The organism is Hydrogenoanaerobacterium sp. (assembly GCF_032017025.1).
Lineage (GTDB): Bacteria > Bacillota > Clostridia > Oscillospirales > Ruminococcaceae > Hydrogenoanaerobacterium.
The window spans coordinates 249,818-263,036 of record NZ_DALZQO010000001.1 but is presented as its reverse complement, the minus strand read 5'-3'; the positions used below and the strand labels follow the sequence as shown (position 1 = coordinate 263,036).

The window sequence follows — 13,219 nt, the reverse complement described above, 5'->3', positions numbered from 1 at the left end:
GAGAAGTGAAACATTGCAAGACTGGATTATAGAGGTTATGAACCAATTTGGCTACATTGGTATTTTTTTGCTGATAGCCATTGAAAATATTTTTCCGCCGATTCCATCGGAGGTAATACTCACCTTCGGCGGCTTTATGACAACCTATAGCGATATGAGTGTTTGGGGTGTCATCCTGTCGGCTACGGCTGGCTCGGTGCTGGGTGCACTTGTGCTTTACGGCGTTGGCAGGGTGCTTTCTCCACAACGGTTGGAGCATTGGCTGGAGGGGAAAATAGGGCGCTTGCTGCACTTTAAAAAAGGTGATGTTACCAAAGCGTGCAGTTGGTTTGAAAAGCGCGGCAAAAGTACGGTTTTGTTTTGCCGGTGTGTCCCCATTGTACGCAGCCTCATCTCCATTCCTGCGGGCATGGCGAAAATGAACATGGGGCTATTCCTGTCGCTTACAACGCTTGGGTCGTTTACCTGGAACATCATACTTGTGTATTTTGGCGTATTTGCAGGCGAGTCTTGGGAGAGTATTCTCGGCTACATGAGCACCTATTCCCATATCACTTTGGCGGTGCTTGCGGCAATTGCACTGATTTTGGTATTCGTATTCTTTCGAAAACGTTTTTCAAAAAAAGGTACCTCTCCGCCACAACAATAAAATAAAGAAAAGAAAAACCCGGCTGCTTTGCAGCCGGGTTTTTAACATTGTTTATGCCTCACAGGTGGGGTGGAATCTTTCAATAACGTTTACCGGGCATACCTCAATGCACTTACCACAGGTAATACACTTTTCTACGTCGATAAACGCAAGGTTTTCTTCCACGGTGATTGCGTCGGTAGGGCAAACATTGGCACATTTTTTACATGCGATGCAGCCGTTTGCGCACACCTTGCGTGTTTTTGCGCCCTTGTCCTTGTTGCGGCACTCCACATGAATCGGCTTGTTCAGCGGATACATGGAGATCAGTGCCTTCGGGCAGGTTGTTACACAAAGTGAACAGCCTGTACAAACTTCGGGGCGAACTACTGCAATACCGTTGACCAAATCAATTGCACCGAACGGACAGGATTTCGCACAATCCCCATAGCCTAGGCAGCCGTAACTACAGCTGGAATCTCCGCCGTAAAGCAGGCTTGACGCATAGCAAGAATCAATTCCTTTATAATCAAGCTTCTTCTTGTCCTCTCCGGGAACACCCTTACAGGCAACGTATGCTACCATCTCGTCTATGCCGCCGTCTGTGGTCCCCATCAGCTCGCTGAGAAGCTTTGAGGTATTGTCGCCGCCCGGAATGCAGCGGCTGGTAGAAGCACCTTCCTCAACAATGGCTTTGGCATACTGGTCACAGCCGGCGTAGCCGCATGCACCGCAGTTGATACCGGGAAGTGCCTCGCGCACCTCCTCAAGCCTTGCGTCTACCGGAATCGCCATAAATTTAGATGCCAGTGAAAGCATAACGCCTGCGGCAACGCCGACTCCTGTCAAAATCAAGACAGGGACTAAAATTGCATTCAACATAATATTACCCTGCCTTTCTTTACTTAAATATACCGTCGATTACGCCGCCAAAACCAAGGAAGGACAAAGCGACGATTGAAGCGGAAACAAGAGTGATTGGCAGACCCTCAAAGGATCTGAGAATACGGCTGTCTTCCAGACGAGAGCGAACCCCTGCAAACAATACCATTGCAAGCATAAAACCAAGGCCGCCGCCCAGTGCATTTACCAGAGAAACCGCATAGCCGTAACCCTCTTTGATGTTCAGAAGTGTAACGCCCAGTATTGCACAGTTGGTGGTGATAAGCGGGAGATAAACACCCAGTGTTTTATGCAGCGAGGGGATATAGCGCTTAAGAACAATTTCAACCAACTGTACAAATGCCGCAATAACAAGGATAAAGGTAATCGTGTCGAGATAGCCAAGACCGTTTGGCAAGAGCAGGTAGGTATACAGCGGATGAGTAACCGCGGTTGCCATTACCATAACAAAAGTGACCGCGCAGCTCATTCCAAATGCAGAGTTTAAGTTTTTTGATACACCGAGAAACGGGCAGATACCCATAAACTTGGCAAGTACAAAGTTGTCCACCAGAATGGCGCTGAACAACACAATGCATAAGCTTTTTACAAACTCCATGATCAGCACTCCTCCTGTTTATTATGGCAGCTGCCTGCCGACGGGCAGGAAGAACAGCCAAATGATTTTCTTGGGGTTTTGCCGGCTTTTTTCATCAGTACGCCAACAAGCGCAATCAGAATACCGTATACAAAGAAGCCACCTGCCGGTGCAGCAAAAATGCCCATCGGCTCAATCAGATCAGCGGTAACGGTAATACCCATCCAGGTGCCGCTGCCAAGCAGCTCTCGAATACTGCCGATGACGAACAGCGACAGGGTAAAGCCGAGGCCCATGCCCAGCCCATCAAAAAAAGCATAGCTTACTTTGTTTTTGCTTGCAAATACCTCTGCACGTCCCAAGAGGATGCAGTTTACAACAATTAGATCAAGGAATACGCCAAGTGCCAGATAAAGCGGCTGTACATAAGCCATCATCAGCTGTTTGATAATCGTTACAAACCCTGCAATAACAACAATGTAACAGGGAATACGTACAGTCGGTGGAATAAGCTTTTTAATCAACGCAATTACAACGTTAGAGCCAATCAGAACAAAAGTGGTAGCAAGCCCCATACCGATAGAGTTGCTTACCATTGTGGTCACTGCCAGAGAAGGGCAGGTACCCAGCAGCATCACCATAACGGGGTTTTCCTTGATGATACCGTTTAAAAGAACAGACAGGTATGTCATACCGCCTTTGGTTGTTTTTTTACTCATCGTTACGCCCCCTTCGCCATTTCAAATACAGCCAACGCGGAGTTCGCGGCGGTTGTCATTGCTTTGGAGGATATGGTAGCGCCCGCCAATGCAACAATATCATTATCGTTATTTTTTGAGCCTGACACGGTGTTTAAAGTACCGCTTAGGCCAATAAACTGGCTCTGCCACTCGGCACCGGTAATACGATCACCCAGTCCCTGAGTCTCGCTGTGGTTAATCACAGTCAGGCCAACAATTTTACCCTCGGTGTCAATACCGAACATTGCAGTAATTTCACCATGGTAGCCAACAGTTACGGTGGTTATGGTAAAGCCCGCGCCGTTTTCGGCCTTGTAAACCTCGGTAACACCTTTTGCAGTAAGTTCTTCAGCAGGCAGGTCAACCTTAACAAATGTATCACCTTCAGGCAGTACAATGATACGAGAAGCATCCGATTTTGAGCCTTCGTTAGCAGCGATAATGGGGGCAGTGTAATAGTTCGTAACCGCCAGCAGCGATGTAACGATCAAACATACAGCACCCAGTACCAAAACAGGCATCAGTATTTCTTTTACTTTGCTCATTGTTTTGCACCTCCTAACACCTTGGGAAGTGTTGCTTTTTCAATATACGGGGTAAGAATATTCATAATCAGAATGGAGAACGAAACGCCCTCGGTGTAAGAGCCGAACAGACGAATAACAATAGTTAGAATACCGCAGCCTGCTGCGAAAATAACCTTGCCCCAGTTTGTGGTGGGGGAGGTAGTATAGTCGGTTGCCATGAAAATGGCGCCGAGCATCAAACCGCCGCTAAGTACATGGAACAGCATATCCTCGCCGCCCAAGACAGCACCAAGAGCAACCGTACCAATGTAAACGAGAGGAATAATTGGGTTAATTACCTTACGAATTACAAGGTAGATACCGCCGATAATGAGCGCAAGCGCACAGGTCTCACCAAGACATCCGCCGACGGTACCAAAAAACAGGTCGCTGTACTCAGTCCATTTACCGGCACGCATCAAATCCAGCGGGGTAGCCGTGGTCATAACATCGGCAGTAGGGTATTGGTATGCAAACGGTTTTGCCCATGTGGTCATAGCGGAAGAGAACGAAACGAACAGCACGATACGCCCCACCAGCGCAGGGTTGGCAAAGTTTTGTCCAATACCCCCAAACAATCCTTTTACAATCACAATCGCGGCAAACGAGCCGATTACCGCCATCCAAACAGGCAGCTCAGCGGGCAGGTTGTACGCTAAAATGATACCGGTTACCACTGCGCTTAGGTCGGAGATTGAATTTTCTTGTTTGGTAATTTTACATAGCGTCCATTCAAAAAAGACGCAGGAAACAACGCAGACAGCTGTGAGAATCAATGCCTTGCTGCCAAAGATAATAGTTGCCGCAACCAGTGTCGGCAGCAGTGCGATCACAACATCCAGCATAATGCTTTGGGTTGTTCTTCTGCTGTGAATATGCGGCGATGACGATACGATTAGTTTTTTAGTCAAAGCAAACACCTCTACTTCTTAGTTTCTCTCAGCAGCTTTTTGGAAGCTCTGTTTGTTTGAACCAGCGGCCGTTTTGCTGGGCAGATATAAGAACAGCAGCCGCACTCAATACATAGGTTTACCTTCAAAGCTGCAAGGCGCTCGGTATCCTTCGATTCAAAAGCGCGTTCGATGGAAACAGGCATCAAACGAACAGGGCAGGCATAACCGCATTTTCCGCAACGGATGCACAATGTCGTTTTTTGCTCTTTTGCCTGCTTTTCATCAAAAAACAGCACTGCATTGTTGTTTTTGATTACAGGCGTGTCCATATTATAAAGAGCAAGTCCCATCATTGGGCCACCCATAAGCACTTTGCCTACCTCACCTTTAATACCGCCGCAGTACTCAGCGATGTGGGTGATGGAAGTACCAATAGCAACCATCAGGTTTTGTGCTTTGGCAATAGCGCCGCCGTCTACCGTAATGCGTTTTTGAGTCAGCGGCATGCCGGTTCTGAGATAAGTACCCACAAAGCCAACGGAGGCTACGTTCATTACAATGGTGCCGACATCAATCGGCAGCTTGCCTTCCGGTACGGTTCTGCCAATGGTATCGTAGATGATTACCTTTTCAGCACCCTTGGGGTATTTGCTTTGCAGCACATACACCTCAAAAGCCTTGGTTTCAGCAGCAAGCTTTTGAAACATCTCAATTGCCTTGGGCTTGTTCTTTTCAATGCTGATAATCACCTTATCGATGCCGATATATTTCTTGACGGCAGCCATTCCCGCCAAAATATCTTCGGTATTTTCCAGCATTTCGCGGTAATCCGAAGTGATATACGGCTCGCATTCAGCAGCGTTGATAATCAGGTACTCCGCCTTTTGTGTGGGCTTGATGTTAAGCTTTACCCAAGCAGGAAAGCCTGCACCGCCCAGCCCGACAAGGCCGGAATTTTTAATTGCTTCAATAAAGCTTTCTTTAGAATTGACAACGGGAGCTTTTACATCGCTGCTAACCTCCTGTGTGCCGTCTGTTTCAATAACAACCACCTCGCAGCTGTCACCCGATGTGGTAACCATTGAATCGATTGCCTTTACAGTGCCCGAAACACTTGAGTGAATGGGTGCGCAAAAAGTGCCTGCACATTCACCAATCAGCTGTCCTACCAGAACGCGGTCCCCCGGCTTAACAATGCTTTTGCAGGGCGCCCCCAGGTGCTGCAGCATAGGAATAGACACGCGAGACGGAACAGGCATTGGTATGGTTTGTGTATTTTCGGTACTTTTTGCGTGAGCAACATGAATACCTTTTAACAACCTTGCCTTTGTAATACTCAATCTCAACAACCTCCAACTTCTATTTGTATTTGTTGCTTAACTTATTAAAATGGGGTACTAACTGGCCAAAGGTGATCCCCGTCAGTATCCCCATTACCGCGCCGGACAGCATTAAGACAATGCTGTAATAAAGGGTAAATACAGAACGAATCAAAACAGATGCCGCAAGAATTTGACCGATGTTATGAAAAATCGCACCGATCACACTGATACCAACGTACGAAAACCCAAAGTTGCGAAACCGCTTGAGCAACATCAGCACCAGGATGGACATCAGCCCGCCCGAAAGGCTCAGAAAAAACCCCGTGAAACCTCTCGTCAGCCCCACAAATGTGGATTTTAGCAGAACAAGAATAACAGCGGGGACATTGCCGGCAAAAAACAATGTGTACATGGTTGCCAAATTGGCAAGGCCAAGTTTGATTCCCGGCGGGAGCGCAAGAAAAGCGCACAAAGTGCTTTCAAAAAAAGAAAGAACAAGTGCGACAGCAAGCATCATCCCGAGAAATGCAACCTGATAAGTACTGATTTTTCTTTTCATGGTCGCACCTCCAATTAATTTAAGCAATTTATTATACCACAAATCAAAATTTTTTCCAATGGCAATATTCACAGGGCAATGTGATATTCATTTGCCTTTTCCCCCATAAGCTCAACCTTATCTTTTATGGAAGGGGAAATATAAATATTGTGCTCCTTATCAATGGCAATCAGCGCAAACAGGGGTGCTTCACCTTTTGCAAGCACCGCCTGCTCCTGTTTGATTGCCTCCATAACGGCGTCTTTACCTAAAATATAAAACGTGGTAGAGAGAAAATCCGACAAAGCTCCATCCGGGGTAATAATGGATGCCGATAACAGGTCACTTTCCGCAGGAAATCCAGTTTTTTTATCAATAATATGATGATAAGATACACCCTCATACTCAAAAAAACGCTCGTAAGCGCCCGAAGTAGCGATTACCTGTTCGGTTATCAGCAGAGAAAGCAGTGGTTCGGCGCTGTCTCCGATTGGGTCGCGTATTCCAACGCGGTACCCTTCTTTGCCACGCGGTGTACCATAGGTATAAACATTGCCGCCAATCGAAATTAAAGCGGTGGAGATGTCCGATTTTTTATAAATATCGCGCACAATATCACAGGCGTAGCCCTTTGCAACACCGCCTAAATCAATTGCCATATCTTTTTCGGCAAGCATAACCGAATGCTCTTCGTCGTTAAACAGCACCTTTGTGTAATCTACAAATGCCAGCTGCTGTGCAATCTGCTCTGCGGTAGGCGGAACCCCTGCCTCTTTTGCCTCATGCCACAGCATGGTGACCGGGGCAATGGTGAAATCGAATGAATTGTACGAAGTGGCACAAAGCTCTTCGGAACGCTTGAGCAGGGCATAGGTTTCCTCCGACACCTTGACGTACGAAACCCCAGCGGCGGCGTTGATTTTAGCAATCTCCGATTCAGAGTTGTAAAGCGAAAGAGAATGGTCAAATTCTTTGAGTGCCTCATAAACCTTTTCACCGGTCTCTACTGCTTTTTTTCCTGTAATTTGTTGCTGAATAAAAGTATCCATCAAGAAATCAATACGGTCTTCGTGTTCCTCCTTAGAAAATATAAGAAAGAGTGCAAGCAGTGCAAAAACTGCTGCAATAATTGTTACAAGGAATATTTTTCGTTTTTCAAGTTGTTTCATTAACGGCCTCCGGAAGAGAAAAATTTGCATCCTTAAAAGGATAATGTCTTACTAAAAACAATATATTTCCAAAAAAATACATTACGTATAATTTTATATTTTTGACACATACTTTTTACAGAAAAGACAGAAGTCGAAAAATTATCATTGACGGGCAGACAAAAAAATTATATAATAAAAACGAAATAAATACAACACCTTGGAGGTATTCTAGAAATGAAAAAATTTAGCATCGCACTGGTAGCAGCACTTTTATGCGCGTCCCTTTTGACAGGCTGCAGTTCTGGGATGAAGGACGGCACATACAAAGCAGAGTACAAAAATGCCGACGACCACGGCTGGAAAGATTATGTACAAGTTACTGTTTCGGGCGGAAAGATTTCTGAAGTTGATTTCGATTCCATCAATGCAGACGGCGTTTTAAAATCTGCTGACCCAAGCTACAGAGAGGCAATGGAGCCTGTTTCCGGTACCTACCCTGAGAAGTTTATGAAAGAACTCGAAGACCAGCTGATCAGCAAACAGGAAGTTAAAAAAGTCGACACTCTTGCAGGTGCAACACTTTCAACCGATTCGTTCAAAGTGCTTGTAACGGAAGCTCTTTCTAAGGGTGCGCAAAAAGGTAATACCGCAACTATCATTGTAGAGTAAGCACTTTAAGTGTTAAAAGCGGCGGGAAACATGGTGTTTCCTGCCGTCTTTCTTTGTTTGAAAGTGTAATATAACGGAGGTACAGAGTATGGATTTTATGCATGAGCTGTTAATCGAAGTGGTAGATATTGCGATACTGTTGTTTGAATTTGTTGGTGTCATTGTCGTAGTCGTTTCAGGGGCTCGTGGTACATACAGCTACATAAAGCGAGACCCACTAACCCGCTTAAATCTTGCAAGAGGTTTGGCGATGGGCTTGGAGTTTAAACTTGGAAGTGAGATTTTACGTACTGTTATAGTGCGGGACATCCAAGAAATTTTTACCGTCGCAGGTATTATCATTCTGCGCGCCTCGCTTACCCTTTTGATTCACTGGGAGATTAAAAATCATGAGGAAGCGTCTCATCAAGGGCTTCCATCTGAAAAATAAGCAAAAAGCTCTGCCAATATTTGGCAGAGCTTTTTGCTGCAATTGGAAATACAAACTGTACAAACAATTGCCATTGGTTTTGTAGAATATTGACTACGAATGAAAGACATGATATGATTTAGATGGCGAAAACTAATGATAAGCTTATACGTAAAGATATAAAACAGGAGGAACAGAATTGGATTTTGAAAAAGGAATCTGGGAAGATGAAATAAATGTCAGAGACTTCATTATCAACAATTATACACCTTATGACGGTGACAAGAGCTTTTTGAGCGCCCCCACCGAGCGCACAACGCAGCTGTGGCAGCAGCTTTGTAAGCAGATGGAGATTGAGCGTGAGCGTCAGGGCGTTTATGACATAGATGAAAAGACCATTTCAACCATTGTATCGCACGATGCCGGCTACATCAACAAAGACCTTGAGCAGATTGTCGGTCTGCAGACTGATGAGCCGCTGAAACGTGCCATTATGCCCTTTGGTGGCATCCGTCTTGTTTATACCGAGCTCGAAGCCTACGGCAAGCAGATGGATGAGAATGTAGCAAACGTATTTAAATATAGAAAAACACACAACGACGGTGTTTTTGACGCTTATACCGATGACATGAAGAAAGCTCGTCACACCGGTATTATCACAGGCCTGCCCGATGCTTACGGCCGCGGCCGTATCATCGGTGACTACCGCCGTGTTCCGCTTTATGGCGTGGATTATCTGATTGAGCAAAAGCAGGCGGCGAAAAAACATCTGGTCTTTGATATTATGGATAGCCCCACCATTCGCCTGCGTGAGGAGATTTCAGAGCAGACCCGTGCTTTGAAAGAGCTCAAAGAGATGGCTACGAAATACGGCTTTGACATCTCAAAACCCGCAACCGACACCAAGGAGGCCATTCAGTGGTTATACTTTGGTTATTTGGCGGCGGTAAAAGAGCAGAACGGCGCTGCCATGTCACTCGGCAGAGTTTCTACCTTCCTCGATTGTTACGCACAGCGCGACTTGGAAGCAGGCAAATACACCGAGCAGCAGATTCAGGAGTTTGTTGACCACTTTATTATGAAGCTGCGCATCGTCCGTTTCCTGCGTACTCCCGCTTACGACGAACTGTTCTCGGGCGACCCCACCTGGGTAACCGAGGCAATCGGTGGTATGGCGATGGACGGCAGGCACATGGTCACCAAAATGTCTTATCGCTTCCTGCATACCCTTGTTAATCTGGGCCCTGCACCCGAGCCAAACCTTACGGTGCTTTGGAGCCAGAACCTGCCTGAAAACTTTAAAAAATTCTGCGCCGATATTTCGATTGAGACATCTTCGATTCAGTACGAGAACGATGATTTGATGCGTGAAAAATTTGGCGATGATTACGGCATTGCCTGCTGTGTATCCGCTATGAAAATCGGTAAGCAGATGCAGTTCTTCGGCGCGCGTGCAAACCTTGCAAAAGCACTGCTGTATGCAATCAACGGTGGTAAGGATGAACGCTACGGCGAGCAGGTAGGCCCTGAGATCGCACCCATTACCTCGGAATACCTCGAGTACGACGAGGTTATGAGGAAATTTGATGAAATCTCCGAGTGGCTGTCCAAGCTATACATCAACACGCTCAACATCATCCACTATATGCACGATAAATATTGCTACGAGCGCATTGAAATGGCGCTGCACGATGAGGACATCATCCGTACCTCCGCATGCGGTATGGCGGGGCTTTCGGTAATTGTCGACAGCCTGTCTGCAATCAAATATGCAAAGGTAAAGCCCATCCGCAACGAGGAAGGGTTAACGGTTGACTTTGAAATTGAGGGAGACTTTCCGAAATTCGGCAACAACGACCCTGCTGCTGATCAAATTGCGATCGATGTGGTCAAGTCGTTTATGAACAAGCTGTCGCGCCACCGCACCTATCGTGATTCCAAGCCCACCATGTCCATCCTCACCATTACTTCCAATGTTGTGTACGGCAAAAAAACCGGTGCTACACCCGACGGCAGAAAAGCCGGTGAGCCTTTTGCACCCGGTGCAAACCCTATGCATGGGCGTGATACCCATGGCTGCGTGGCATCCATGAAATCGGTTGCAAAGCTCCCTTACGACTACTCCGAGGACGGCATCTCCTACACCTTCTCAATCGTTCCTTCCGCTTTAGGCAAAGAGCAAGAGCAGAAGATTGAGAACCTTGTCAGCTTGATGGACGGCTATTTCGGCGATAAAGGACACCATATTAACGTGAACGTCCTAAACCGTGAGGTACTGCTGGACGCAATGGATCACCCCGAACTGTACCCGCAGCTCACCATTCGTGTGTCGGGCTATGCGGTTAACTTTGTCAAGCTCACCCGCGAGCAGCAGCTTGATGTTATCCACCGTACCTTCCATGAGAGATTCTAGAAAAGAAATAAGCTTACAATGGGGGAACCGATAGGATCGGTTCCCCGCTGTGTTACAGAAGGGGGATAAATGATGGAGCAAGCTGTAACAGGCAGAATACATTCGATTGAAACTTTTGGTGCGGTAGACGGGCCGGGCGTGCGCTATGTGCTGTTTTTGCAGGGCTGCCGGATGAAGTGCCTGTTTTGCCACAACCCCGATACATGGGAGTGTGGAGGGGGCAGGCTGATTTCTTCTGAAGAAGTGATAGAGGACATCAAAAGCTATCGGAATTTTATCAAAAACGGCGGGGTTACCATCTCGGGCGGAGAGCCGCTTTTGCAGCCGGAATTTGTTCTTGATATTATAAACCGATGCAAAGGCCTGGGTTTTCACACGGCGATAGATACTGCGGGCTCGCAGGATCTTGCTGTTTCCCAACCGGTGATTGATGCGGCAGATTTGATTTTGCTGGATATCAAGGCACTGGAGCCTCAGGTGTGTGTGGAGCTGACGGGAATGGATAACCGGCACGAGCTGAAGACGTTGGATTACTGCCAGCGTACTGCAAAACCGGTATGGATTCGGCACGTACTGTTGCCCGGCTATACACTGGACCGTGATAGATTGACGAAACTGGCGGATTTTTTAAAGCCGTATTCCTGCATTGAAAAGGTTGAACTCTTACCTTTTCATAAGATGGGGGAATTTAAATGGAAGGAACTCGGAATGGAGTATCAGCTGTATGATACTCCCGTGCCTACCCGTGAAGAAATCCAAATGGCAACCGAGATTTTTAAATCCCGCGGTTTGCCGTTATAATTTTAGGTATGTCAAAAGCCATCGGCCACACCGATGGCTTTTTTTGCTTGGCAAACCCAATCGTGGGTAGTTATGGCTTGGTTGCAGTTGCACCGCTCACCGCACTTGCCATCGGGCTGTTTTGACAAAATGTGCAAAAGAATAAATATTTATAAAAACAAAATAAAATGTACATATTTATAAATGAGGTAGTAATTTATGGTAATATTATATTAATATAAGTTACTACAAATTTTATTTGTTATGATTTCTGTCAAATTAAAATGGAGAAAAGGGAATGAATTTATAGATAGAATAAGAAAATATTAAGAATACATATATTTTCTTGATAGTTGTGTAAATATATGCTATAATTTTTGAACATATCGTAAATATATAAAAAACAGGAGGAAATTATGAAAAAGTTTTTAGCACTTGTTTTGGCATTAACCATGGTGCTGAGCCTTGCAGCATGCGGAAGCAAGCCTGCACCCGAGGCACCCTCAGGCAGCACACCAGATGGTGGCGCTGCACCCGCAAACTACAAAATTGCAATCATCACCGGTACTGTCTCTCAGGGTGAAGAGGAGTTTAGAGCGGCAGAGCAAATGAAAGCCGCTTACCCCGATATGGTTGTAACTGCAACCTATCCCGACAACTTCGCAAAAGAGCAGGAGACCACTATCTCCAACGTTTTGAACCTCGTTTCTGACGAAAGTGTAAAGGCTCTCGTATTCCTGCAGGCTGTTCCGGGTGCTTCTGCTGCAATTGCAAAAGCAAAGGAACTCAAACCCGACCTGCTGGTTATTGCTGGCGTAACAGGCGAGGATCCGGCTGTTATCGCTCCTGCTGCTGATATTGTTCTCAATGCTGACGAACTCGGCATGGGTAAATCTATCATGGAGCAGGCAAAAGCTCTGGGCGCTAAAACTTTTGTGCACTACTCCTTCCCAAGACATATGTCCGTTGCTCTTCTTTCGGGCAGACGTGACCTGCTCAAGGCAACCGCTGAAGAGATGGGTATTGAGTTTGTAGAAGCAACTGCTCCCGACCCACTGGGCGATTCCGGTGTTCCCGGTGCACAGCAGTTCATTCTTGAAGACGTTCCCAAGATGATCGAGAAATACGGCAAAGACACAGCATTCTTTGCTACCAACTGCTCCATGCAGGAGCCTCTGATCAAAACAATCCTTGCTGGCGGAGCAATCTTCCCGCAGCAGTGCTGCCCCAGCCCGTACCACGGCTACCCGGGTGCTCTCGGCATCGCTATCCCCGATGATAAAGCAGGCGATGTAGACTTCATTCTCGGAGAAACCACCAAAAAAATCACAGATGGCGGAAACCCCGGCCGTATGTCCACTTGGACTGTTCCCATCAACATGCTGTTTGTAAAAGCTGGCGTAGAGTACGCAAAACAGTGGTGTGAGGGTACAATTACATCTAAGAACGACATGGAAGCTATGACAGCGATCTGCTCCGAATTGGCTGGCGGACCTGTTACTATGACAAAACTGTCTGAAAACGGTGTTGATTACGAAAACTTCTTTACACTGCTTGGTAACTTCTACACCTTTGGTTAAACAAAATAAGTTAAAGCAGAGTTTATAAGCAACATGTGCGCCACAGGCAA

At 46.4% G+C, this 13,219-nt stretch carries 14 protein-coding genes; 6 read left to right on the top strand and 8 right to left on the bottom strand.

All coding sequences use genetic code 11. The annotated features are described in order from the left end of the window. The first annotated feature begins 13 nt into the window (after positions 1–13). The gene (locus tag RTV33_RS01195) at positions 14–649 is read left to right on the top strand and encodes a DedA family protein (protein WP_312640676.1); all 636 of its coding nucleotides are present in this window, start codon (positions 14–16) and stop codon (positions 647–649) included. A 51-nt stretch (positions 650–700) separates the two neighbouring features. Here the strand turns inward: RTV33_RS01195 and RTV33_RS01190 are convergent, their stop codons facing one another. From RTV33_RS01190 to RTV33_RS01155, 8 genes are all read right to left on the bottom strand, one after another. After that, on the bottom strand, positions 701–1,510 hold the full coding sequence (locus RTV33_RS01190) for an RnfABCDGE type electron transport complex subunit B (protein ID WP_312640674.1): 810 nt from the start codon (positions 1,508–1,510) through the stop codon (positions 701–703). Between the two features lie 19 nt (positions 1,511–1,529). Continuing rightward, entirely contained in the window at positions 1,530–2,129 is a 600-nt protein-coding gene (locus RTV33_RS01185) for an RnfABCDGE type electron transport complex subunit A (RefSeq protein ID WP_312640672.1), read from the bottom strand. Between the two features lie 2 nt (positions 2,130–2,131). After that, on the bottom strand, positions 2,132–2,800 hold the full coding sequence (gene rsxE, locus RTV33_RS01180) for an electron transport complex subunit RsxE (protein ID WP_396327200.1): 669 nt from the start codon (positions 2,798–2,800) through the stop codon (positions 2,132–2,134). A 29-nt stretch (positions 2,801–2,829) separates the two neighbouring features. After that, positions 2,830–3,393 carry an RnfABCDGE type electron transport complex subunit G gene (locus RTV33_RS01175; protein WP_312640669.1) on the bottom strand — a complete coding sequence of 188 codons (564 nt, stop codon included), beginning with the start codon at positions 3,391–3,393 and terminating at the stop codon, positions 2,830–2,832. Next, on the bottom strand, positions 3,390–4,325 hold the full coding sequence (locus RTV33_RS01170; RefSeq protein ID WP_312640667.1) for an RnfABCDGE type electron transport complex subunit D: 936 nt from the start codon (positions 4,323–4,325) through the stop codon (positions 3,390–3,392). Before RTV33_RS01170 ends, RTV33_RS01175 begins: the two co-directional genes overlap by 4 nt. An 11-nt stretch (positions 4,326–4,336) precedes the next feature. Beyond that, the gene (gene rsxC, locus RTV33_RS01165; protein WP_312640665.1) at positions 4,337–5,647 is read right to left on the bottom strand and encodes an electron transport complex subunit RsxC; all 1,311 of its coding nucleotides are present in this window, start codon (positions 5,645–5,647) and stop codon (positions 4,337–4,339) included. A 19-nt stretch (positions 5,648–5,666) separates the two neighbouring features. Further along, a complete protein-coding gene (locus RTV33_RS01160) occupies positions 5,667–6,188 on the bottom strand; it encodes a Gx transporter family protein (protein ID WP_312640663.1) in 522 nt (173 codons plus the stop codon). A gap of 68 nt (positions 6,189–6,256) precedes the next feature. Next, a complete protein-coding gene (locus RTV33_RS01155) occupies positions 6,257–7,336 on the bottom strand; it encodes an FAD:protein FMN transferase (protein ID WP_312640661.1) in 1,080 nt (359 codons plus the stop codon). 216 nt (positions 7,337–7,552) lie between these two features. On the opposite strand from RTV33_RS01155, the gene RTV33_RS01150 reads away from it, so the two are divergent. From RTV33_RS01150 to RTV33_RS01130, 5 genes are all read left to right on the top strand, one after another. Next, the gene (locus tag RTV33_RS01150; RefSeq protein WP_312640659.1) at positions 7,553–7,987 is read left to right on the top strand and encodes an FMN-binding protein; all 435 of its coding nucleotides are present in this window, start codon (positions 7,553–7,555) and stop codon (positions 7,985–7,987) included. Positions 7,988–8,075: 88 nt separating this feature from the next. Continuing rightward, entirely contained in the window at positions 8,076–8,417 is a 342-nt protein-coding gene (locus tag RTV33_RS01145) for a DUF1622 domain-containing protein (RefSeq protein ID WP_312640658.1), read from the top strand. A 178-nt stretch (positions 8,418–8,595) separates the two neighbouring features. Next, a complete protein-coding gene (gene pflB / locus RTV33_RS01140) occupies positions 8,596–10,809 on the top strand; it encodes a formate C-acetyltransferase (protein ID WP_312640656.1) in 2,214 nt (737 codons plus the stop codon). Positions 10,810–10,878: 69 nt separating this feature from the next. Beyond that, positions 10,879–11,610, top strand: coding sequence for a pyruvate formate-lyase-activating protein (pflA, locus tag RTV33_RS01135; RefSeq protein WP_312640654.1), 732 nt, complete (start codon positions 10,879–10,881; stop codon positions 11,608–11,610). Positions 11,611–12,005: 395 nt separating this feature from the next. Beyond that, complete coding sequence (locus RTV33_RS01130; RefSeq protein WP_312640652.1) at positions 12,006–13,169, top strand: DUF3798 domain-containing protein; 1,164 nt, start codon at positions 12,006–12,008, stop codon at positions 13,167–13,169. Positions 13,170–13,219 lie beyond the last annotated feature (50 nt).

What these genes read in the sequence shown, in the direction of transcription:
- RTV33_RS01190 (WP_312640674.1), bottom strand. Translation starts at nt 1,510, where the DNA reads ATGTTGAATGCAATTTTAGTCCCTGTCTTGATTTTGACAGGAGTCGGC.
- RTV33_RS01185 (WP_312640672.1), bottom strand. Translation starts at nt 2,129, where the DNA reads ATGGAGTTTGTAAAAAGCTTATGCATTGTGTTGTTCAGCGCCATTCTG.
- rsxE (WP_396327200.1), bottom strand. Translation starts at nt 2,800, where the DNA reads ATGACATACCTGTCTGTTCTTTTAAACGGTATCATCAAGGAAAACCCC.
- RTV33_RS01175 (WP_312640669.1), bottom strand. Translation starts at nt 3,393, where the DNA reads ATGAGCAAAGTAAAAGAAATACTGATGCCTGTTTTGGTACTGGGTGCT.
- RTV33_RS01160 (WP_312640663.1), bottom strand. Translation starts at nt 6,188, where the DNA reads ATGAAAAGAAAAATCAGTACTTATCAGGTTGCATTTCTCGGGATGATG.
- RTV33_RS01155 (WP_312640661.1), bottom strand. Translation starts at nt 7,336, where the DNA reads ATGAAACAACTTGAAAAACGAAAAATATTCCTTGTAACAATTATTGCA.
- RTV33_RS01150 (WP_312640659.1), top strand. Translation starts at nt 7,553, where the DNA reads ATGAAAAAATTTAGCATCGCACTGGTAGCAGCACTTTTATGCGCGTCC.
- RTV33_RS01145 (WP_312640658.1), top strand. Translation starts at nt 8,076, where the DNA reads ATGGATTTTATGCATGAGCTGTTAATCGAAGTGGTAGATATTGCGATA.
- pflA (WP_312640654.1), top strand. Translation starts at nt 10,879, where the DNA reads ATGATGGAGCAAGCTGTAACAGGCAGAATACATTCGATTGAAACTTTT.
- RTV33_RS01130 (WP_312640652.1), top strand. Translation starts at nt 12,006, where the DNA reads ATGAAAAAGTTTTTAGCACTTGTTTTGGCATTAACCATGGTGCTGAGC.